Origin of the sequence: Photobacterium proteolyticum (genome assembly GCF_001939735.1) — a bacterium.
Taxonomy (GTDB): Bacteria; Pseudomonadota; Gammaproteobacteria; order Enterobacterales; family Vibrionaceae; genus Photobacterium; species Photobacterium proteolyticum.
Genome location: NZ_MJIL01000060.1, coordinates 128,341 through 152,797, shown reverse-complemented (window position 1 = coordinate 152,797; position 24,457 = coordinate 128,341). Strand labels below are relative to the sequence as shown.

The window sequence follows — 24,457 nt, the reverse complement described above, 5'->3', positions numbered from 1 at the left end:
TGGAGTACGGAGAGTTATCACAATTGCCTGTGCTGCTTGCATCACCTTATGATTGCGTCACACGCCCATCCAGCGCAACACGTAAGCTCTCTTCATATGACAAAGGCTTGGAGAAAAAGTACCCTTGAAGTTCTTCGACCTTCAACCCCTGTAACGCTTTCTTTTGCTGCTCGGTTTCGACCCCTTCAGCCACCATTTTAAGCCCGAGAGCCTTCGACATACTCACCACACTGCTAATGAGTATTTCCCCTTGGTCATCGACACCAATACGCTTGACAAAGTTTTGATCCAGCTTGACGACATCAAGCGGAAACTCGCACAGTGAATTCAACGCTGAATAGCCGGTTCCAAAGTCATCAAGTGCCAACTTGACTCCCATGTTTTTGATTACCTGCATACGGTGAATGACCTGCTTGGTCGATCCAATCAACATACTTTCGGTTATTTCTATCGTCAGGTTCTCAGGCTCAATCTGATGTCGCTCAAGCACTGACTGTATCTGGTGAAGTAGCTGGGAATGTGAAAAATGCGGACTCGACAAATTCACATGCACCGATAACGGCGCTAAGCCATGTTCCCGACGCTGACAATTAACTTGCGCCAAGAACTCGCAGGATTTATCCAAAATTCGGCTACCAAGGGCGATAATCATTTCTCGTGACTCCGCCATCGGAATAAACCGGCCCGGTGACACCTCTCCAAGCTCCGGATGGTACCATCGAGCCAATGCTTCAAAACCAGATATTTCTTCAGTAGCAGCGCACACTAATGGCTGAAACTTAGGATAAATACTGCCATCGCGAATAGCCTTGGCGATATCTCGCTGAATCAAAATATGACTTTTTAGCTGTTCCGCAATACGATGGTTGAACAGCTGAATCCGTGAAGGCTTTAATCCCGCACGGTAAGTTGCATACTCGGCGGCATTCATCATTTCATCTGCGGATAAAATTTGTTTTGTCGTTAGCACAACTCCCACTGAGACGGTTAGCTGAACTTCAACACCTTCGACCATTAACGGCTCATGCAGCGCTTCGATAATCGCTTTGGCATGGCGATAAGGAATAAAACGGCTGCCTTCAGTCAGTACAAAGGCAAATTCACTGTCAGCCACACGCCCCAGGGTTCCCCTACCGACAACACGCTTAAGCATTCTGGCAACGGCCACCAGCACCTCATCGGCCATTTGGTGCCCGAATGCGCCAGCGACAATATTAAACCGCTCTATTCGAATATAAATCAGCGCAGGTGATATTAACTGAGGTTCTTGCTGTTTATCAGCAAGTTTGTTCGATAACAGTTTATAAAGGGTCTGACGATTGGCCAATCCCGTCACCGTGTCGTATTTTTCGAGTTGTTTAATCAACCCTTCCTGCTTTTTTTGGTGACTGACATCTTTAACGGACAGCATCAGCGCCTCGCCATTTTGTTGTTTAATGGGAGTCACTTCCAACTTGCAGGTAATCAAGCTGCCGTCTGCTGCCAGCATATCCGTATCAAAATGTCTTTGTCCGGTGGCTACCGCTTGATACATAGCGTCGACCTTACAACTTTGAACACCGGATTCCGAACAAATATTCAGTAAAGGCTGACCAACAAGAACCCTCCCAGACGGATAGTGCAAAATAGAGGCTAACGTATCATTGGCATCAACAATTTGACCATCAAGCACGATGACCAGCCCTAGGTTGCTAGTGCGATACAAGGCTTCAAACTTTTGAGCAACATCATTAAGGGCTGAGTCGGTATGGGATGATTTTGTCAGGATTTGATTAATAACCTCGCCCACCATTGAGAACTCATCGTTACCATCGACTTTCATCGGGGTGCTGTACTCGTCCCGGATCAAGGTCTCAAGTCCTTTTTCCAGCGCGATAAAACGGCTACCCACTTTTCGGCGAAACGCGAGCAAAGTCAATACGCCGGTAATCACAGCGGAAATCAGCATGGCCACGGCCAGCCAAATAATAAGCTGGTTACCTTCGTGATAGATAGTTCGCGGCCGGCTGCTTTTTAGAATGGCTAATGGATTGCCATTGAAATCATTAAGCACAACGCATGCAGCAAGGTCTTTCCCGTTATTCTCAATTTGAGTAAGAGGAATTAGCTTACGCTCTATACTGTCTTGCGGTGTTACTGCAACCAGCGTATTTTCCGCAGATAGCACCTCCTTGAATTGATTTGGGAAAACGGCTGATAAATACCGTCCCCAGATCAGCCAGCCGCCAACAGGGCTATTAGCAAGACTGTTTCGGATCGGCGTTACGCTGACAATCAGCACTTTGCCCGATATTGATATAAGGCCTGATTTGACCTGATTGTCAGGAAGGTGGCCTTGGGTTAGTACATCAAGGTAGGTACCTATCCCTTGCAAGGACAATAGCTGATGGAGGAAACCAGGCGACACTTTAGATGTACGACCACGCCCATTTACCACCGAGCTCTCAACAATATCTCCTCCTTTGTTAACAAAGAGCATCAAATCAAGCTCAAGGTTTTTCAACGCATCGTAGTTCAGGTTTCGGTCACGGTAGACATCATCTCCTTTGGTCACAAGCTGATAGCTTTCATCCCAGTTCGCCCAGTCATATGAACGTTCTCCCTGACTACGAACAAGGATATCGATGACGGCTTTAGCCTGGTAGTTATCCTTAAGAATTTGCTGGCGCTCAATGTCATTGAGGTTCATGAGAAAAAAATAGCGGGCACAAAACAGGCATATAGCAGCAATCGCAAACAAGCCTGCTCCAAATAATAGAGCCGTTCTTGTACTTAGCTTGGCAGGTGCAAGAGTTTTTATTCTCATTTTCCATTAACAGTCGCAGTTTCATTCCATCAAAGAATATCAATTTACCCTTCGCAGACGCAACAAATCACGGGCGCTACTAATAGTGAAGCAATACGATAAACAGTAAAGGATACCTCGTAAACCGTGTACTCAGCATGGGTAATTTACTAGTTTGTATCCATTCCTTCCTGCCGCTTTTACGCTGTACAGCGCTTTGTCTGCCGCCACCATAATTGCATCCCATTCGCTTTGCAACTGCTGCTGGGACGCTGTAAATACTGCTCCCATAGAAACAGTGACAGTGATATCTCCGGCACTGGTAGAAAAAGCGATTTCAGAAATAGCCGAGCTTAGACATGCCAGAATGTTATCGGCTTCATGTTCAGAAGTATTGATTATCAACACGAACTCTTCTCCTCCCCAGCGAACACTCAGATCCCCGCTACACGATGCATTTTTTACTCGCTGAGCCAGCAAGATCAACACCTGATCACCAACATCATGTCCCAGCTTGTCATTGATAGATTTGAAATGATCAATGTCTAGCAATACCACAAGAGCGGTTCTTTGCTCAGGTCTTGAAGAAATGGTTGTCAGCCACCTTTCAAGGTAACGACGGTTGTTAAGACGAGTTAGCGGATCTTGCATCGACTGGGTGGCCAGTTCCGCATTTGACTGCTCCAGAGCGATATTGTTGCGGCTAATACTGCTGTAGCGACGATAAAGTAAATACAGCACAATCAAAATTAATACCGTGCCGACCTTTAGCATATTCTCACGAGCTTCCTGCTCAGCAAGGCGTGCTGAGCTCAAGGAGTTTTCCGTTTTCAACAACACGATTTCGTGTTCTTTTTCTTTCGCTTCAAACCGCTCCTGTAAATCAAACAGCTCTTTTCTTCTAACATCAAACAAGTACTCTTTGCCTTGTACTGCATACTGTTTGTAATATTTGAGAGCCAGCTTGAAATCACCCGATGCCTCATAAATATTAGCAATAATATTACTCACGTAGATGTAGCGCTTGCGATTTTTCCTTTTTTCATAGGTATCCAGAGCAAGAAAGGCATGTTCAAGTGCCTGATCAGTTTGATTTAACAGTAAATACGACTCAGCCAGGCTTTCATTACAATTGGCAATACCACGGGGCTCGTTATAGGTTTCTGCCAACCTCAGGCAAGCTATTGAACTCTCCATCGCTTCCTGTGGCATACCGTGATCCTGTTGCATAGCAGACAGATTCATGAGGGCTGTCAGCTTCACACGGTAAGAGCTGGTTTTTGCCGCCATTTTCATCGCTTCGTTAATATGAGCAACACGCTCTTCTGGTCTATTTAAATACTTAGTAATAACGCTGCCATTGATATGGAGTATTGCTTCAGCAAATGGATTGGAAAATGCCTGCTCATGATAGATATCCAAAGCCTGGCTCAAATAGTGATCAGCCTTTCCCCATTCCTCCATACGTATATAAACCGTTGAAATATTCGATAGAACGCGGGCTATTTGTAGCTTGTCACCACACCCGAGAAAAATTTCATACGCATTCTGGTAACTCTGCAGTCCCTGCTTATATTCCGAACGGTCAATATAGATATTTCCCTGCCACTTCAGCGCACGGGCAAGCAAAGAGGAATACTCCAGTTCCCTCGCCAGATCGGCAACTACAGCAACCGTTGATTCTGCCAGTTCGTAGTTTCGCTTATCCACCAGCTCAGCCGCTTCAGCCAACCATGCCTCGGCGACCATCCATTTACTGCCAGTTTTCTCGCCAAGCTGCTTTAGCTCGCGAATATAGCTCATTGCCTTAATATCATTGTCACCTTCAGCCTGCTCAATGTTGTACTTCACCAGCAAAAAAATCGCCTGCCTTACTGAGGAATACGAAGGATCGATTTTCTTTGCCACTGTCGGCAGGCGCTGCTCTGCTTTTTTGGGTGCAACTAAAGACTGTACATAAAGATCCAGCAAAGGCTGTTCCTTGTCGCTTGATATCGACTTCAAGAAATGGATACAGGGCTGATCGCTGTCTTGGCCAGCCATTGAACGAGAGGAAAACGTCACGGCAGCAAGCATGATTAATAGAATTGTAAAACGCGCTATTAACTTTGAAGGCTCGGGCATAAAACTCTTTATAGGTTAGTAATTGTCGTTGTTCCCTCACAACATTCCATCGGGGCTATTAGTATCAGAGATTGTATTACAAATACAATCTCTATCCTTTTATTTTGTCAATCAATATCAAGAAATGCCGATATCATCATCAGCCCGGTGTCTAATTTCAACAATTAATAGTAATTACAATCAAAACAATAAAGTGCAAGCAAAAAATACATATAAAATAGCCCACAAAAAGCGGGCAATTATATACTTCATGAATAATTAACTAAGCGACCATCGCCTCTTCATCTTGATAATTTCGCGCAATATCTACAAACTCATTTTCGCATTCCAAGAAGGCCTCAACCACTTGCGGATCGAAATGTGTTCCCTTTCCTTCCAGAATGATTGTCTTGGCCTTTTCATGACTAAACGCAGGCTTATACACTCGCTTCGATATCAGGGCATCATAGACATCAGCTAAAGCCATCAACCGACCTGACAACGGTATTTCCTCTCCAGCTAATCCGGCCGGATAGCCACTTCCATTCCACTTCTCGTGGTGAGTCAGTGCAATTTCACGCGCCAAGGACAAGAAGGTCGAGCTTCCCATTTGCTTTTCAGCCGTAGCGATCGATTCAGCACCGATCAGGGCATGCGTTTTCATGGTTTCAAACTCTTCGTCAGTGAGTTTACCCGGCTTAAGCAGTATCGCATCTGGAATCCCAACTTTACCGATATCATGCAGTGGAGCCGACTTATACAGCAAATCTATCCGCTCATCGGTCAAATAATCGCGAAAGACCTCTCGATACTTGAGGCGGTTTGCCAGTGCTCGTACATATTCTTGAGTTCGCAATATATGCGCACCTGTTTCATTGTCTCGCGATTCAGCCAATGCCGATAAGCCAACTATCGCAACATCGCGTGTCAGGTTGACTTCATCATAGCTTTGCTCCAATCGGATCAGCATTTCATTGGTATAATGCGCAATTGTCCCCATCTCGCCATGCTGGACAACGGGCACGCGAACAGATAAATCTCCCTTAGCCGCCTCTTCGAGCACCTGCTGTTGATTTACTAACAATAAACGCAACAACTTCAGCCACTGATACATAATAGAGACGGTATAGGCGACAAGAACAACGGCAACATAGGCAAACTCTTTGACGATACTGGCGATCGCAGAATCCGGCCCCGTTACCGCAATATTTTCAGCCAGCCAACGGACATCTTTGAGCATCAGCATACCCAGTATTGTTGTGAGCAAGGTAACCACAAATATCACCATTCCAGCCATTTGAAAGGCAAGTGAATGGCGGTAACTCTGAATACCCGCCAGCTCCGACACCTTGATCTGTTTAGGATAATGCAAGATCTGGCTATATAAAGAGAGATCCAGACTGATCAATACGCCCAGGCTGCCAATACCAAGCAGAACCTTAAAGCTGCTTTCAATGGGAAAGTTATGAAAAACGTTGTACCAAACAGACAGGCCTATTGCCCCTACAGCGAATATAGCCAGATTCTTTGTCACGCAATGGATGCTATCGCCTGTTTTAATCCATAACGAACGTAACACGAACATTAGCGAAAATGTGACTAATGCATAGAGTCCAGCCTGCCCCCCCGAAAGCGTATCGAGAAAAGGGCATACCCGCCCGCCATACAAACTAAAAATCCCGGCTGCAAGCGTGTAATGAATCGCAGCTCGTTTTGTCAGTTGTTGTTCAGTATTCATCTCTACTTATTGTTAGTATGAATTTGGTTCAGTGTAACCAAATGTTAAAAACATTTCATTCACTTAAGTCATCCAATAGTGACGTGGCATCTACATTAATAATGGTCCGCCTAAGCGCTTTACTATCTCACCCCTCGCCAATAACAAACGCCATCACATCACAACACAAGTGACACCGTAACTCATACAGTTCTGTTCAAATGATTAAAAGCATCCCCAAAGGGCATTAACTAAAGGGTTTATCCTACTTAAAAATACAAAAGCCATATTGCTGTTATTTGCAAAAGATATATTGCTAACCACCTGAAATCAGTACTTTTTATCAATATAACGTTGCTGTATCATTACTGTATATACATACAATACCAATCTGTATAATAAGGACCTATTGTGTTCATCAACCATGTCTCAGTCGGTACAAATGATATTTCAGCTGCCATCCGATTCTATGATGCAGTATTTGCAACACTTCAAATTCAACGCTCACACGTCATCGATGGTGTTTCCGCTTCATACGGTGAAAGCTTCGAGTTTTGGGTTGGCAGCCCCTGTGACGGTGAGCCAACATCCGGAAACGGTTCCCATGTTGCCTTTAGCGCCCCGACAACACAGTCTGTCGACGAATTTTATCAAGTCGCTCTAAAGCAAGGCGGCCGCTGTGGTGGCAAGCCCGGACTGCGCCCGTTATATGGAAGAACGTATTACGCTGCATATATCTACGACTTAGACGAAAACAAAATTGAAGCTGTCTGTTGTTAGCCCTTAAGGCTAAAAGCCCTAGATACTATTGAAAAGGACTCAACGTGTACCGACTATATTACTACCCCAACAACGCCAGCCTTGCTCCCCACTTTCTGCTCCATGAGATGCAGCTTGATTATGAGCTATTACTTGTAGACCGAAAATCTAATCGCCAAAAGTCTTCAGAGTACCTGAAGTTAAACCCTGCGGGCCGGATCCCCACATTGATTGATGATGAAATAACGTTATTCGAAAGTCCGGCCATCTGTATTCACCTTTGTGAACAGCACCCCGAAAAAGGCTTGATTCCACCGTTAGGAAGCAAAGAAAGACCATTGTTCTTTCAGTGGCTGGCTTATTTAAACAACACACTTCAAGCTGAACTCATGGTCCGTTACTACCCACATAGACATACGTTTAATGAGGGAGGCATACCAGCGATTAGAGAAGCACAAGATGAGCGCGTTGCGGAATCTTTGCAAATCATCAATGAAGCATTAACAGGCAAACAATACCTGCTCGGCGATGATTTTTCCGCCTGCGACTTCTTCCTATTCATGCTCTCGCTGTGGTCCCTTGGCACCAAAAGATCACCGATGTCATTCCCTCATTTAAGCCAGTACCTCAAACGCATGGCTCAATATCCAACAGTTCACGAAGTCTGTAAGTTTGAAAAGATCGATCTTCAAGCTTTTCAATAATTGCTTCAAATGAAAGTTGAGTTATTTCACAAAACAGAACAATCACACAAAAGAAAGAGAATGCACCTAGGCAAAACGATTAAAACAAGAAGATATCGAGTTACATTATCACAATCATAATTCTGATTTTTTCTCGGCTGAACATAGCCTTCGACCCACCACAAATTGCCCAGCTCATTATGCTGATTTCAGTCATGAATGCATGGAACCGAATAGCTGTAACAACCAAAATCCAAGAAAAATAACTGATCGGCTAGCCACAATTAGAAAACGCCTCAAAGAGCATCAAACCCAGTCACTTCACGTGACTGGGTTTCTTGCGCCATCCCGCTATATCTCTCGCTTTTCGATAGATTCAACACAAACAATTAGAGGTCAAAACATTATATTGCAAAAGCTAACGCTTTACTGATAAAAACCTTTGCCAAATGATGAAATTCAAATCAAAACTTGTGAGATACTTATCACAATGTTAACATTCTGCCGATTTTTTTAATTTGAAGTCTAAGCATTTTCCTTTTTTGAGCTGTTGAGATGATATTTAGCAGAGGTAAATACTTAGAGGACAAAACGTTTGAGAAGAAGTATGGATAGCGTATTTAGTAAATACAGTATAGAAACAACGGATTACGAAGTTGGGCAAGACAACATTCAAAAATGGGGATTTGACGTTCATAACCCTGTATTCGGCATCAGTGCCGGACTGATTATTCTATTTTTGAGCGCACTCTTGCTTGTTGAACCGAGTACTGCCAAAGCCGCCCTCAATGGCCTAAAGTTTCAAATCATTGAAAACTTTGACCTCCTGTTCATGTGGTCTGGCAATATTTTCCTTATTTTTTGCCTTGGCCTGATAATCTCACCGCTTGGCAAAATCAGGCTCGGGGGTATCAATGCCAAACCTGAGCACTCAAAGATCTCATGGCTTGCAATGTTGTTTGCGGCCGGTATGGGTATCGGCCTTATGTTCTGGGGGGTGGCTGAGCCAACGGCCTACTTTACTGGCTGGTATGAAACGCCTCTTGCCGTAGAAGCTTATTCACCAGAGGCGAAGGAAGTCGCTCTGGGAGCAACCATGTTCCACTGGGGAATTCATGCATGGTCAATGTATGCAATCGTCGCCCTTTCGCTGGCTTTCTTCACCTTCAACAAAGGCCTGCCACTTTCTATCCGTTCAATTTTTTACCCAATTCTCGGTGATAGAACTTGGGGTTGGTTTGGTAACGCCATTGATATTATGGCTGTTCTGGCCACCCTGTTTGGTCTTGCGACATCTCTAGGGCTTGGAGCTCAACAGGCAACCAGTGGCATCAATCATGTCTTTGGCACCGAAGGTGGCCTTGGCATGCAGTTAGCCGTCATTGCTTTTGTTACTACACTGGCTGTTATGTCTGTTGTTCGTGGTATTGAAGGCGGCGTTAAGGTGCTAAGCAACATCAACATGCTTTTCGCCTTTGCGCTTCTTGTCTTCGTTACCTTGGTTGGTTTTGCCATTGCAAAAGGTTCTCTGCCTGCAACCTTCATGGGTTATGTCGAGAACATCATTCCTCTGAGCAACCCGCATGGCCGTGAAGACGAGACCTGGATGCACGGCTGGACAGTCTTTTACTGGGCTTGGTGGATTTCTTGGTCACCATTTGTCGGGATGTTCATTGCCCGCGTTTCTAAGGGCAGAACAGTTAGAGAGTTCCTGATTGCCGTAATCTTTATTCCAACCCTGATTACCCTGATCTGGATGTCCGTCTTTGGTGGTATTGCTATCGACCAGGTGGTGAATAAAGTGGGTGAGCTAGGTGCAAACGGGCTGACTGATATATCTCTGACTCTGTTTCACGTATTTGATGCTCTGCCATTTGGCTCAATCATCTCAGTGATTTCTATCGCGCTAATCTTGGTGTTTTTTATCACCTCGTCTGATTCAGGCTCTCTGGTTATCGATAGCATTACTGCTGGCGGTAAAGTGGATGCGCCTGTTCCGCAGCGTATCTTCTGGGCAACCGTTGAAGGTGCAATTGCGGCAGTCATGTTATGGGTCGGCGGAACCGAAGCAATCCAGGCTCTACAGGCAGGTACCATTGCCACAGCCCTACCGTTTACCATTATTCTCCTATTGATGTGTGTGAGTCTCATCAAAGGGTTAAGAACCGAAACATCGCTCTACACGGCGAAAGGGACGAGCATTAACACAAGCCCTTCTCTTTAATTAAAAACAAATGGTCAGCAACATGCTGACCATTTTTTTACCTGCCCGAACTATTGTCCATCCGGGATCACATTGCCATTTTCATCATAGGCCCGGACATTGAAATGGTACTCGACACATTTCTCGTAATCACCTTTGAACAACGCATTAAAAGCATACTGATAAGGGACGAGTTTACATGTAAAGCTATGGTTCCCCGGAGTGTTCGGATTCCAGCCCCAATCCTTATCCCAGGTGATCATTAACGCTCCTGCCCCGCTTGTATCAAATGGCTTCATATCGGCACAACCCAACTTCTCGCCGGTGATATCAAGATTCAGTTCCTTGGCAAAGAGACGATAATAATCAATTCTGTTTTGCGCCAGATTGGTTTCGGCTCCCTTATTACATTCATAGGCGCCGTTGATGATCTGAATTGTTGCCCCGAATCCGGCCTCGATACCCGCCGCTTTGTCGGCGGCATTTGGCTTCCAAGTTCCGTCAATGACATGCAACATACTCGGCTTCGGTGGCTGAGGATAGACATAGAAGAAGACTGCCGAAGCAAGATTCAACCAGGTATCGGCAACCAATGCGGGGTTTTCCAACAAGATACTCTGATCGCCGAACATCGCTTCCGAGAACGGGCCATAGTTATAGTTCCAACTCAGCTGTTTAGCACCACGACCAAAATAACTCTTGCCTGGCGCGCATGGCCACTTCTCGCCCTGCCAGCCGCTGCATTTACTGTAGGTGCTGTCGGGCTTATCTTCGGACTTATACATCTCACGTAGGTAATACAGTCCCTGACGCCACTCTGGTACCCCTTTTGATGTCTCCCAGCTTGGAGCATGTGCCCCTGTTTCCTGAACAAAGTGAGCAAACATAGTGGTGATAGAGCGTTTACAAATATCGTCTGAATTACGGCCGTCAGTATAGGTTCGACAGAATGCAGGGAATTTGGCTATAGCCTGGAGAAAACGTGTATAGGTGTACTTCTCATTGCGCAGCGGGAAAAGATAGTTCCACATCGCCTCATCAACAATCGTCTCGACACGGCGGACATTCTCCGGGTTAGCTATGTTCAGAGGAGTCACCGCTTCCACCAACACATTATCAAGCGTCGCAATATCTGATCGTACCAAGCGAAACAGCTCTGTACTGGTTTGTTGTGTTTCGAAAGCTTCCAGCTCACTACGCGGCATTAAGTACCCGCCTTTGCCATCCGGGAGCACCGTCAAGCCGGGTTCCGGATTAGGGTTGGGCCCTGGGCCGGAGCCAGGCTCTACAGGAGTGGTACAATCCGAGGGTTTCCAAAACCATGATGATGATGCAGACGGTGTATCCCATGCGCCCGGATTATTCTGGGCGATATAACAACTTCCGTTGTAGCTAACTACATCACCATTAACAACCTGAGTCTGACCTGGCACCCACTCTATAGGTTGTACATTAGCGAGAGTCACGCCGCTTGCACTAACACTGAGTGCCATACCAATCAAATAACCAATTCTTTTAGTCTTATTGATGTTCAACATAAATAACAAGCCTCCGTTCTATCTTTCGGGTCCTGGTTATTATTTGTTCAACAAAAATACGGTGCGATGTGATTCAAATTTAAATTATCAGGCGTTCGAGTGTATTCACATTTTTTCTGATACCGGAAATATTCTCGCAGTGAATTGTCGATATCGCGCAAAGAATTATTCTATTGATAAAATGAGTAAAAACGCAATTACCGCCTCACCCGGCTTCTGGCATTCGCCGCTACAATGAGCCGGTTAATCAGTACTTTTTTCTTGGTCTCCGACGAAGTATTAAGCTCGCGGATCACCCGGCTGATTTCAGAATCAAGGTACTTGGCTGTCTTGGTGCGGATCATTGCACTGATGACTTTATCAGCGTTGACCGGCAACGGCTGTGCCAGTGCCCACTGGTAACTGTAGCCTTGGCTGGTGTCCGAATCATTGCCAGCCCCTTGAGCATCAATCATGATTTCAATTGGAGACTGAACATCCGCTTCACGCCCTAGTTTCCTGTAATACTCGCAGACAACAGGAGACCGGTGATGGGGCAGTTCGCCACTTTGGTACAACTTCGGCCCCAGCTCTCTGGCCAGATCTACTTTCGCCTCCAGTACAAAAGTACTCGCATTGGTCGCTTTGGCCGTTGGTTTATCCGGCTCGGTGAAATACACCATCGCCCGATCTTTGGCACGCGTCAAACCGACATAAGCCAGTCGCCGTTCTTCCTCAACATCGGCTGCAATACTCCCCGACGATTTATTCATATAAGGGAAGGCATCCTTATCCCAGAAAGGCAAGTGGACATGATTATATTCACAGCCTTTGGCACGGAAAATTGTAGTCAGTTGAACACCCGAAGCTTGGTTATTAGTCTCCCCAGTTCGCTGGGCAGATTTCTGTGCCGACTGCTGAGTGTAATATTCGAAATACTGCAGTGCTTTTTCGCAATTCTGATCCATCGATTCCAGCACCGTTGCCACACTGTCGAGCCTTTCAATTGCCTCTTCAATTTCAGTCGCTGTTGCCTCAGTTTTCCATATCCAGTTATCCAGTCCGCTATCATTGCGGTACTGGTTATAGACTTCCAGCGCCTTGAAGCTCCCCTTTCGCTGCAATCGAACCAGCAAATCCAATCGCTCGATCAGATTATCCAGCTTCAGGCTAGTGTTCGCTTTCTCGTACCGACCAATAAACACCAACCAGTTAGTGGTTTCCATACCGGCCAGCTGATCGCACAGCGGTCGCAGTTCCTTATTCGGTACATAACAATGGGGAAAGCTCAAAAAACTAAATAGCAACAAAGACTTTTGCTGCTGAGGCAGCTCACCATACCTGCCTGTAGCCAGCAGCATGAGTTCTATCAGCAATCTGACTTCCCGGCTGTTGGCCAATACCGAGGGCACTGGCATTTGGTATGGCACCTGCTTGCTCAAAAATGCTAGCTCAAACAGCAAAGTCTGTGACCAGCGCCGCACTAGAATGGCAACGTCTGACGACTCGCCACCGTCAGCGATGTAGTTCTGCACCGACTGGGCAATTTCACCGACCTGACGCGAAGTGCCTAATACCTCAATGGAGGTATCACTGATCGCTTCATCAGAAATGGTTAGGAAATCACTAAATCGTTGCTTATTGTTGGCGATTAAATGACTCGCCGATAAGGCCAGACTATGCCCGAACCGGAAGGTACGAGACAGGGTATAGGTACTGGCAGGTGCAAAATCCTGTTCAAAATCCAGCATGAATTGCGGTGCACTGCCGCGCCACTTGTAAATACACTGATCAACATCACCGACGGCCAGTAGTTGTGTCTCCGGCCCCAGCAGTTGTTTGAGCAAGCGGTACTGAGCCGTATTGATATCCTGGAACTCATCAACCACCACAAGCTTGCAGTGCTGATGATAATGCTCACGTATTGCATCGTTGCCTTCGAGCAATTTCACCGACTCCACCAGCCAGTCATCAAAAAAGAATACCCTTTGCTGCTTACGCAAGGTCTCAAACTGCTCATAGGCATCAATAATGAACAAATAGTCCCGGCTGATCTCTGACATCCGGAACACTTCGCGCGGCGGCAGCATATACGCCTTAACCAGGCCGATAAAACTCAACAAGAGCTCAATGGTCTTGGGATCTTTGATCATTTGCTGACGCTGGTAGCTTTTTTCCTGTCCGGCCGCGGCCCGGAGTATAGTTTTCACCAGTGACTTATCACTCTCACCGCTCTGATAATCGACGCGAAAGCCTGTCTCCCGCAGAAAACCCGTTTGATTAAGCAGCTTGAGGCAGAAGCTGTGAAAAGTATGGACCGGTACGTTTTGTTCGATCCCCGTTGTAACGAGTTTCTGCTGAAAGTCGGTTCGAATATCGCGGTTGAACATCATCACCAACATTTCTTCGGCGGGAATCTGCACCAGCTTCTTCTCTATCAGGCCCACCAGAGTAGTGGTCTTTCCTGTACCTGCGCCAGCGATGCAGAGGGCATTACCTGATTGGTGATTAATAAATGCTGTCTGCTCGAGGGTATAGCGCGTCATAGTGGAAACTGAACCTGAAAAACGAAAAGACGCTGATTTTGCCACAACTCGCGCCTCTTCGCTTCTCAAAATCATCCATAACAGGTCATTTCCAAACCCACATCGCCCTACTATGAAAACCAATTTGCGCAAACGTTTGCTTTATTTGCTGAAAGCTGTAATCGCTTCTGCTATTATCAGCCACAGTTACAGGCTAGGCTGCTGTTTTGATGACATATCCAGCCTAACCTGCATGGTTTTATCTTTGTCTCGACTTTTGAAATAGGAATTCACCATGAGCCTTGCCGATCAAGTTCTCGCTGTAAATGACGACCTCCCGATCCGTACAGACAAACCTGTTCATAGCGGAAAAGTACGTTCTGTGTACTGGTTGACAGAAGCAGACAGTCGCCGTCTGATCAAAGAAAAAGGCTATAACGTTCAGCCTGATGCCCCACTCGCCATTATGGTGATCAGCGATCGTATCTCAGCATTCGACTGTATCTGGCATGGCGAAGAAGGCATGAAGGGCGTTCCAGGTAAAGGCGCTGCGCTCAATGCTATTTCTAACCACTGGTTTAAGCTATTTCGTGAGAACGGCCTGGCTGATAGCCACATTCTTGATATTCCGCACCCATTTGTCTGGATTGTCCAAAAAGCCAAGCCGATTAAAATCGAAGCCATTTGTCGTCAATACATCACCGGATCGATGTGGCGCGCCTATGCAAACGGCGAACGTGAGTTCTGCGGCATCAATGTTCCCGAGGGACTGGAAAAAGATCAGAAACTACCTGAGCTGCTGATCACCCCTTCAACCAAAGGTATTCTGGAAGGTATTCCAGACGTTCCAGCCGTGGATGATGTCAATATCAGCCGAAAGAACATTGAAGATAACTATGCCGCATTTAATTTCAGCTCAGTAGATGATATTGCTCGCTACGAAACCTTATTAAAAGATGGCTTTGGTGTTATTAGCAACGCCCTCGCCAAACTGGATCAGATATTTGTCGATACCAAATTCGAATTTGGCTATGTCACTGATGCCCAAGGCAATGATAAACTTATCTATATGGATGAAGTCGGTACACCTGATTCATCACGTATCTGGGAAGGTGCCGCTTATCGCGAAGGTAAAATAGTTGAAAACTCTAAAGAAGATTTCCGCCAGCTCTTGCTAAACCACTTCCCTGATCCTGACATCCTGCTCAACAAAGATCGCATGGATGAGCGTTCGGCATTGGCGCGTGACAACGCCCTTCCTCAAGAGGTGCTCATGCAAGTCTCCAAAGTTTACACCAGTATTGCTGAAAAAATCACCGGCAAAAAAATCACACTAAGTGAAAATCCTAAAGCTGAAATTATTAATATTCTTCGTGATGAATATGATTTAATTGATTAAGTAAAAAAGATTCTTTAAAAAAAAGCGGCAATGATGCCGCTTTTATTTTTATGTATTTAACTATATTTACATGAGTTAAATATTTATATTCAACTATTTTAATATTCAAAAGCACGGTTTTTAACCGTGTTTTATAGTGAAAATTTTATAAACTTAATTACCGACAAAAAAACACATTCCGCGATCACATATTTACACAACCGCTATTAACAATCCTGTTACCCAGCCGACACAATGACTATCAAACCTATAAATATACGTGTGCTCGTCGAGGTCTCATCATATGAAGTTTAGCCATAAAGTGGTCGCCACATCATCCGCCATATTACTTGCAGCATTAGCCCTGCTTTCTGCTAATCAGTACTTCAATACTAAATCCCAAATCCAGACTTTGGTCATGGACAGTATTGATGAAATTGTTACTGGCATGAGTAACACCGTCAATGCAGAAATAAGCAGCCGCAAAGAACTTGCCAGCTATGCGACTAGCTTGATTGAGCAAGATTTATCACTCAATAATATCCAAACCGTCATCAGCCAGCCTGTAATGAAGAACACCTTTCTCCTGACAGGACTCGGCTTCGAAAAAGATGGTAGCTATACCAGTAATGATCCTAGCTGGGATCCGGGCAGTGACTGGAACCCTCGGGCACGCCCATGGTACATAGACGCCAAAGAAGCCCGCGAGCTTGTTATCACTGCACCTTACGCAGACTCGGCCACCAAAGAGATTTTGGTCTCCATCGCGACGCCAGTATTTGCACGTGGTGAATTTACCGGTGCCATTTTCTTTGACGTCAGCCTGGGTGGCCTGGCTGAACTGGTGAACCAGGTTTCACTGTTTGATGCCGGTTACCTATTCATCGTTGCCAACGATGGTACCGTTATTGCGCACCCTGAAGGGAAATACAACGGCAAACCAATGTCAGACTTCCTGGGTAATCAGGCACTCTCTAGCAATGTCGTCACCACCGAACTCAACGGCAAAGCCGTCAAGCTCTCTTTTACCCAAATTGAAGGCCAAAACTGGTACATCGGTACTGTTCTTGATGAGAGCCTGGCATTTGCCGCAGTCGACAAACTAAAAACCGATTCTATCATCTACTCAGTTGTTGCATTAATTGCCGGAATCATTGCCCTGCTACTGCTTATCAAAGTACTCATGCGCCCACTGCAAGACCTGAACATCGCGATTCAGGACGTTGCATCCGGTCAGGGCGACCTAACCCGCCGTCTGGACACCAATACTGATGCCGAGTTTGCCATACTGGCAACAGGCTTCAACGCCTTCACCGAAAAATTGCAAGGCCTCATTATTCAGTCAAAATCATTGAGCCATGACATCATGCAAGGTACTGAGATGACAGCTGAAGGTGCGAAACAATCTGCCAGTGCGATGTCTTCACAGCTGCAGGAACTAGACCAGCTAGCAACAGCTATGCACGAGATGGCCACCACCTCTTCTGATGTCGCAGGCAATGCACAGGGGGCCGCTTCAGCTGCTCAGGCTGCCGATAACGCGGTAACAGAGGGAACTGACGTGGTATCTCATACTGCTGCAGCCATTACCAACCTGTCGGAGCAAATCGACGAAGCTGTTGAAGTTGTCAAACAGCTGGAAGCAGCCACAGGCAACATTGAATCCATCCTGAAGGTGATCAATGAAATTGCTGACCAGACTAACCTGCTGGCACTGAATGCCGCGATTGAAGCTGCCCGTGCCGGTGATTCTGGCCGTGGGTTCGCCGTAGTCGCCGACGAGGTTCGTACACTTGCCCAGCGTACACAGGAGTCAACCACAGAGATCCGCCAGATGATTGAGCAACTTCAGTCTGGCGCTAGCTCAGCGGCAAGCGTTATGGGACTTAGCAAGGAAACAGCTGCCAATACCGTTGTAAAAGCACAGGAGGCAGATGAAGCTTTGGCACGCATTAGCGGTGCTATTCAGCAAATCAACGATATGAACCTGCAGATTGCTTCTGCAGCTGAAGAGCAGAGCCTGGTTGCCGAAGAAATTAATACCAATACCTTGAACATCAAAGAGCTCTCGGTGCAGGTCGCCGATGCTGCCAATGGTGCCAACGAGGCAATGGAAGTTCAAATTAGCAAAGTACGCGAACAGGACAGTGTAATGAACAAGTTTATTGTCTAGCGGCAAACGACTTCATTAATCGACCATAAGCACACAACACAATGCCACCCATAACGGGTGGCATTTTCATTACTTACACAAGGATAGACTTGCCGTTAGAGCGTGAATTTCTGTGTCTCAGAATTTAAAGTATGGGACATCCGGGAAAGCTCACTACTTGAGTCAGCAATATTACGGGTTGCGAGCTCGGTTTCCGAAGCCTGCTTGTCGATATATTCGATGTTATGGGTGATGTCATCAATGCTTGTCGTCTGCTGCTCGGTTGCGGCCGCTATTTGCACCACCATATCAAAGATCCCTCCCACTTCCTTCGATAGCATACTATTGACCTCATTGGCCTGGCTTGCAAGTTGCTGAACTTGGTTAGCCTGCTCGACGTTTGTCTCCATCGTTTGAACGGCAGCATCAGCCCCACCGACAATCGTCTCGATGATCCCTTCTATTTCCGATGTTGACTGCTGAGTTGACAGCGCAAGTCGGCGTACTTCATCAGCTACCACAGCAAAGCCTCGTCCGTGCTCTCCTGCCCTAGCGGCCTCGATAGCTGCATTCAGTGCCAACAGGTTAGTCTGTTCAGCAATTTGTTTAATCACCGCCAGCACATTCACTATCTGTTCGGTATCTTGCCGCAACTTGATTATCTGTTCAGACGTAGACTGTGTCGTCTCACCGAGTGAAACCAGAGAGTTGTAGGTATTCTCGATATGTTCTGCCCCTTCCTTGGCTTTGACCAGCACATCTTCGCATACCCCGGAAGCGGTTGCTGATGTCGACGCTATCTCTCTGATTGTCTCTCCGATTTCCTTAGTCGCGATAACTGCGCTCGCTGTCTGGGCCTGCTGTTCGGCAACAGCTGACGTCGTTTGCTGGGTAACTGCAGCCAATTCATCAGCCGTTGTGCCTTGCTGGGATGCCACCTCGGTAAGATGACTCACCATTACACGCAAATTAAGCAGCATCTGATCGAGTGATGTTTGCAGCTTGCCAACTTCGTCATGAGCATCTACCTGGATATTGTGGGAAAGATCACCACCGGCCACTTTCTGCGCCAGTTTGGCGGCCGCAATAATAGGCATCGCTATTTTCCGTGCTATATACAAACCCAACAGGAAAACAACAATGCCCGAGACAAGAATCAGCATCCCCGAGATAAGTGTTGTACGCTTGACCGAGCTGAAGGCCTCCACAATGTCAACCTCACTAATAATCACCCAGCTAAAATCACCAATGTCGATAACATCATAGGCAGATAGAACCTTATCACCGTTATAGTTTACGAGAATATCGACGCCTTGTTGGCCACCAAGAGCCCGATTCACTGCCACACTGTCCACTCCATTGTTCTCAACGCTTCCGGCAAAGCTTGCTTTCATAGAGTGTGCAGCTGGATCAAGGAAGGAGTCCGAACGCATCAGCTTATCATCCCCCACCAGGTAGCTTTCCCCAGTCTCACCCATACCATCACGAACAGCCATAATTCGACGCAGACCCGACTGAGATAGCTGAAGCGCGACAACCATATCTGTACCATCAACAGGTTTGGCAATGAACGCAGCGGGATCACCATTACTAGGTGCGTAGGGCTGATAATCAACAATTCCGTAGCGACCTGAATGCTTTACCAGCTTGACCAGACTACCAAGATTAGAATCAGCATATTTGCCATTAAGAATATTCGTCAGATAATCCGGCTCTTTGGTAACCGAATAGAATATTGTTCCATCCTCATCAATAAGAAATAAATCATGATAATGGTACTTACTGATATAGTCTGAAAAAAAAGAGTCATAAACCTCTTCATCAAGCTGAGGAATAAGGCGTGCAAGAATATTAAGATCTGCTTCACGCTCATTAGAGTAATTATTAACTTGGTTTCTTTTTAAAGTGTTAATTGCTTCAAGTTTAAGTGAAACCTTACTTTCAACATCGAGATTTGACTGAAACGTTGCAATCATTGTTGTGATCGAGGCGGGGATAACACCAACCAGCAAAAAGGCTATTATTAACTTGGTCTTAAGGCTCCAACGAGTAAATCACCATGGAGGAAAACGCTTTGAATGCGACATATTATAGCACCTATCATTACGCCTACTTAATATATAAAGTAGTTAGTTAGGTTTACTAACCTTAGTTATAAAACACAGTTAGAAAACCATATTACAGCAATAGAAAGGATTAATGAAGTTGCTAAAATTTAATTGCGTCGCATTAAAAAGACATAATCAAGAACAAAACAAACAACAATATACTCAAATAGAATTTCTTGTTTTACTTTCAGGATAAAATTCCATTAAAGGAAAATATCCGTCAACTTATGTGCTGAAACGATAACAATCATTATAATTAAACAGTCTTAATTTATTATTTGTGCATTATTTTTCATTTAACAAATGATGAATATAGTGGCTCAATCTAGACACATTCATAGCGATAATGACAGCGCTGTCTATAAATATAAATATGAATAAAAAGAAAGGCTAGTGAATACTAGCCTTTCTTTAGGTAGCTTGGGTATATGACTTAACTTTCTTTAAGCTTGAATTTGTTAACAATAGCTGCAAGCTGAGTATTGGCCGACGCTAGGATTTGGCTATTCTCAACATTTTGCTGCCCGCTCTCTGCAAGCGTATCTGCCATTTCCCTGATGGAAGACATGTTCTTGCTAATTTCCTCAGAAACAGAGCTTTGCTCTTCGGCAGCCGTTGCGATTTCTACCGCGAGATTATTCACCTCGATGATAGACTCCGCCATGGTATCGAGATCCTGGTTTACCCGCGCCGTATTCTCGGCGGTATGGTTGCAACTTTCTTTAATCACATTCATATTCGACACTAGGCTATCAGCCCCCGTCGTAAGCTTAGTCAGCATTTGCTCAATCTCAGAGGTGCTCTGCTGTGTTCGAGCAGCCAAGGCTCGCACTTCATCGGCAACGACTGCAAACCCTCGACCCTGTTCACCGGCACGCGCAGCTTCAATGGCCGCATTCAAGGCCAACAGGTTGGTCTGCTCAGCAATATCACCAATTACTTTAAGAACACCCGCAATATCCATGCTATTTCGGTTCATCTCACTGATGTTCGTTGCCATTGACTCAACGTCATTAACCAGCGCAGAAACCGATGAAACAGCATTAGAAACAATTGCCTTAGAATGTTGCGCCTGATCATTGGTACTCTGAGTATGAGAAGAGGTCTGGGCAGCGTTTGCTGACACCGTCTCAGCTGTAATGCTCATCTCATTTATTGCAGTCACTACCTGATCGGTTTCATCCACATGAGACTGCAGTACGGTTGCGTTCTGTTCAGACTGCGTTCTGAGATCTTCCACACTTCGAGAAATGTGGTTCGTCGCCTGTGAGACCTCCAACATCATCTGTTGCAGGTTGGCGATGAAGGTATTAATCCCCTCGGCGATTTTTCCCAGATCGTCATGGCTGTTCACTTCAAGACGACGGGTAAGATCGCCATTTCCAGCCGAAAGATCCATTACGGTTTCTTTCAGGGCAACAATCGGACGATATAGCTGATTTAGCACCATAACCACAACAAGCAAGGCAAAGATAAGAATGGTAGCAGAGGTGATCAAAGAGTGAGTAAACGCCTCCTCTATATCAGCATAAACAACCGATTTATTAACACCGACGTACAAATACCATTTTTTGCCATCAACCAATGGAATATCAGAAAAGTAAGCCCGCTTATCGACACCCGCCCATTGATAGTCAGCCGCGCCCGATCCCATTGCAGCCATTTTCTGCTCAAGGTCTGGGATATCAAAGTAAATACCGAGCTCATCACCTGGATCCGTCGAAGCCAGTTGAGTGAACTCTTCACTAAGGATCAAAATAACCGCCCCTGGAAAATGTACGCGACGGATCGTTTCATTAAGACTGCTTAGGGAAACATCACCGACAACCACCCCCTCACGGCTGATTGGCGTAGCAATACTGACCATCAAGTCACCTGTGGTCGCATCGCTGTAAAAGTCAGTCAGAATGGTTCCGTTCTTTACCAGCGCCTGCTTGTACCAATCACGTGTACGAGGATCATAATCTTTGACATCAAAGACGCCGTTATCTCCCCCCGAGTCACCATAGGCCCGGCCATCGCTGTAGCCGGCAGTAAAACTGGCAAAGCTGGCCGCTTTGGTGATCATCTTGGCCACTTCGACATAGTGACTGTCTGAATGCTCTTCCTGATAGAAGGCTCTGCTTGACTCCAGCGCATCCACGCCTTTTTGCATAGAGACTTCTATTTCTCGTTTGGCGCCCTCAACAATGAGCCGAGACTTCTCTTCAATTGTCGCTATTTTGTCTTGTTTGAAATTGTTGTAAGACAGCCAATTAGTGATCGACAGTGCAACTGCAACCAATACAGCAACTGTCATGATGATGCGTTGCTTGAAGCCAATACGTTGTAATGAAAGGTGCATGATCTACGTCTTATATGCTTAAAGTTGAATACGAGATATCTGTTCACTTTAGAGTCTAAACACGTAGAATAGGAAAGTGGAGAGTTAATAAATTGACATTTCTATCTGTTTTTTGACGCCATGAAAAACTAATCTAGTCTCGTTTTTGGCTAGAGATCAACCAATTCAGAGTTTTTCCCAGGATATGCCTTCTTAGGCACTCGCTTATAGTAATAAGTTCAACACCAGAGTTATTCAATCATTTATTCAATTAGTGAAAAATTATGTATCCGAACTGCATATCAGCTCAGATGCCCTAATTTGCGGCAAGATTGAAATCTGTGATACTCATCACGCATAATATACACTGTGGGTATAGGTTATTTGAAACAGACTCGAACAAAAAGGGTTAGCACTAAGCTAACCCTTTACACATTTCAGTAGATGATTCTGTTACGCTGTCGGTTTAATCGGCTCGCCGTCAACATCTTCTGGCTGAGCAACTGGTTTACCTGAAGACTTCAAGCGTTTTTCCCAGTAGTCAGCGTTTTTGATACCTAACTTCACAGGGTCGAAAGTAAACTCTGTAACACCCGCTTTCTGTTGCGCTTCGTAATCATTCAGCGCTTTCAAAGCAGGCTTCGACAGGAAGAAGATAATCAGGATACCAACAATGTTCAGCCATGCCATCAGACCTACACCAACATCACCCATTGCCCAGGCAAGGTTCGCCGCTTTTACTGTGCCGTAGAATACAGCGACAGTCAGGACAATTTTCAGAACAAACATCATGCCAGGCAGCTTCAGTGAGCGGCGGATATAAGCGATGTTAGTTTCCGCGATGTAGTAGTAAGCAAGAATCGTTGTGAAGGCAAAGAAGAACAGAGCAAATGCGATGAACGGTTTACCGATACCAGGCATTGCACTTTCGATAGCCATCTGAGTGAACACAGGACCGTTGGCACCAATATCAGCAGCCAGGTTCTGTACCAGGAATGTGCCTTCTGCACCACCGTGAACATTGTAAGCACCAGTGATAATAATCATGAATGCTGTAGCAGAACATACTAGCAGTGTATCGATGTAGATTGAGAATGACTGAACCAAGCCCTGCTGAGCCGGGTGATCAACATCTGCCGCTGCAGCAGCATGAGGACCTGTACCCTGACCGGCTTCGTTCGAGTAAACACCACGCTTAACACCCCAGCCAATTGCAGCACCAACACCAGCCATAGGTGTAAATGCGTCACCAACAATCATTCCGAATACCGTAGGTACCAAGTTGATGTTTAGTAGGATGATAATAAAGGCAATGATGATGTAGGCCAGTGCCATAAATGGAACGACAATCTGGGTAAAGCTAGCAATACGCTTCACACCACCAAAAATGATGAATGCCAGAATAATCGAGACAACTGTACCTGTTACGATTTTCGCCAGGCTGATAGTACCGATAGTTGTTTCAATCATACCACCTGTACCGAATGCAGCTTCAACCGCATTACCGATACTGTTTGACTGAACACCAGGTAGAAGTACACCACAGGCGAAAATCGTCGCAATAGCAAAGATCCATGCATACCATTTCTGGCCCATTGCTTTTTCGATGTAGTAAGCCGGACCACCACGGAACTGACCGTCTTCGTCTTCTTCTTTATATATCTGCGCCAGGGCTGATTCACTGTATGCTGTCGCTGCACCCAGAAAGGCAACAACCCACATCCAGAATACGGCACCCGGACCACCAAAACCGATTGCTGCAGCAACACCTGCAATATTACCGGTACCGACACGTCCAGACAAAGAAACGGCTAGTGCTTGAAAAGAGGAAATACCTTGATCTGAACTCTTACCGGATAACAGTAGGCGCCACATCTCTCTGAAGTGGCGGATTTGAACAAAACGAGTGGCGATGGAATAAAACAAACCAGCACCCAGGCACAAATAAATCAGTACCGGGCTCCATATTATTCCGTTTAGAAAATCTACTAACGACTGCATTAAAATCTCCCTGTCTTATAGATTATGGTTAATGCGTGGGCAGTATAATAAGCAGATTGTAAGCTAAATGTTAAGATTTTTATTTCATCAGTCAATTAAGCGTGAGCAACAGCACAGAACAACAACATTAAATTAACAACTAGTGAATTTATCCCTATGCCATGAAATGCATGGTTATTTGTACTGCAAGAGATAGGCTCAGC

At 45.6% G+C, this 24,457-nt stretch carries 13 protein-coding genes; 5 read left to right on the top strand and 8 right to left on the bottom strand.

Translation table 11 applies throughout. The features are described from left to right. Positions 1-46: 46 nt before the first annotated feature. The 3 genes from BIT28_RS09940 to BIT28_RS09930 all read right to left on the bottom strand — a co-directional run bounded on the left by BIT28_RS09940 (position 47) and on the right by BIT28_RS09930 (position 6,626). Positions 47-2,806 carry an EAL domain-containing protein gene (locus tag BIT28_RS09940; RefSeq protein ID WP_075763405.1) on the bottom strand — a complete coding sequence of 920 codons (2,760 nt, stop codon included), beginning with the start codon at positions 2,804-2,806 and terminating at the stop codon, positions 47-49. 132 nt (positions 2,807-2,938) lie between these two features. Then, a complete protein-coding gene (locus BIT28_RS09935; protein WP_075763404.1) occupies positions 2,939-4,909 on the bottom strand; it encodes a tetratricopeptide repeat-containing diguanylate cyclase in 1,971 nt (656 codons plus the stop codon). Between the two features lie 262 nt (positions 4,910-5,171). Continuing rightward, the gene (locus BIT28_RS09930) at positions 5,172-6,626 is read right to left on the bottom strand and encodes an HD-GYP domain-containing protein (protein WP_075763403.1); all 1,455 of its coding nucleotides are present in this window, start codon (positions 6,624-6,626) and stop codon (positions 5,172-5,174) included. A gap of 390 nt (positions 6,627-7,016) precedes the next feature. On the opposite strand from BIT28_RS09930, the gene BIT28_RS09925 reads away from it, so the two are divergent. The 3 genes from BIT28_RS09925 (at position 7,017) to BIT28_RS09915 (ending at position 10,271) form a co-directional block, all read left to right on the top strand. Next, positions 7,017-7,385 carry a VOC family protein gene (locus BIT28_RS09925; RefSeq protein WP_075763402.1) on the top strand — a complete coding sequence of 123 codons (369 nt, stop codon included), beginning with the start codon at positions 7,017-7,019 and terminating at the stop codon, positions 7,383-7,385. A 44-nt stretch (positions 7,386-7,429) separates the two neighbouring features. Further along, entirely contained in the window at positions 7,430-8,068 is a 639-nt protein-coding gene (locus BIT28_RS09920) for a glutathione S-transferase family protein (protein WP_075763401.1), read from the top strand. A 586-nt stretch (positions 8,069-8,654) separates the two neighbouring features. After that, the gene (locus BIT28_RS09915) at positions 8,655-10,271 is read left to right on the top strand and encodes a BCCT family transporter (protein WP_075763400.1); all 1,617 of its coding nucleotides are present in this window, start codon (positions 8,655-8,657) and stop codon (positions 10,269-10,271) included. A gap of 50 nt (positions 10,272-10,321) precedes the next feature. On the opposite strand, the gene BIT28_RS09910 is transcribed toward BIT28_RS09915, so the two are convergent. Both BIT28_RS09910 and BIT28_RS09905 read right to left on the bottom strand, forming a co-directional pair. After that, positions 10,322-11,788, bottom strand: a complete 1,467-nt coding sequence (locus tag BIT28_RS09910; RefSeq protein WP_075763399.1) for a glycoside hydrolase family 19 protein — start codon at positions 11,786-11,788, stop codon at positions 10,322-10,324. 197 nt (positions 11,789-11,985) lie between these two features. Then, positions 11,986-14,313 (bottom strand): ATP-dependent helicase, encoded by a 2,328-nt coding sequence (locus BIT28_RS09905; protein WP_075763398.1) that lies wholly within the window; start codon positions 14,311-14,313, stop codon positions 11,986-11,988. Between the two features lie 274 nt (positions 14,314-14,587). Between BIT28_RS09905 and BIT28_RS09900 the strand changes: the two genes are divergently transcribed. Both BIT28_RS09900 and BIT28_RS09895 read left to right on the top strand, forming a co-directional pair. Continuing rightward, positions 14,588-15,691, top strand: a complete 1,104-nt coding sequence (locus tag BIT28_RS09900; RefSeq protein WP_075763397.1) for a phosphoribosylaminoimidazolesuccinocarboxamide synthase — start codon at positions 14,588-14,590, stop codon at positions 15,689-15,691. A gap of 283 nt (positions 15,692-15,974) precedes the next feature. After that, positions 15,975-17,843 (top strand): methyl-accepting chemotaxis protein, encoded by a 1,869-nt coding sequence (locus tag BIT28_RS09895; RefSeq protein ID WP_075763396.1) that lies wholly within the window; start codon positions 15,975-15,977, stop codon positions 17,841-17,843. Positions 17,844-17,938: 95 nt separating this feature from the next. Here the strand turns inward: BIT28_RS09895 and BIT28_RS09890 are convergent, their stop codons facing one another. The 3 genes from BIT28_RS09890 to BIT28_RS09880 all read right to left on the bottom strand — a co-directional run bounded on the left by BIT28_RS09890 (position 17,939) and on the right by BIT28_RS09880 (position 24,254). Then, complete coding sequence (locus BIT28_RS09890; RefSeq protein WP_083651783.1) at positions 17,939-19,798, bottom strand: methyl-accepting chemotaxis protein; 1,860 nt, start codon at positions 19,796-19,798, stop codon at positions 17,939-17,941. A 565-nt stretch (positions 19,799-20,363) separates the two neighbouring features. Beyond that, positions 20,364-22,274 carry a methyl-accepting chemotaxis protein gene (locus BIT28_RS09885; protein ID WP_075763395.1) on the bottom strand — a complete coding sequence of 637 codons (1,911 nt, stop codon included), beginning with the start codon at positions 22,272-22,274 and terminating at the stop codon, positions 20,364-20,366. A gap of 432 nt (positions 22,275-22,706) precedes the next feature. Further along, a complete protein-coding gene (locus BIT28_RS09880) occupies positions 22,707-24,254 on the bottom strand; it encodes an alanine/glycine:cation symporter family protein (RefSeq protein ID WP_075763394.1) in 1,548 nt (515 codons plus the stop codon). Positions 24,255-24,457 lie beyond the last annotated feature (203 nt).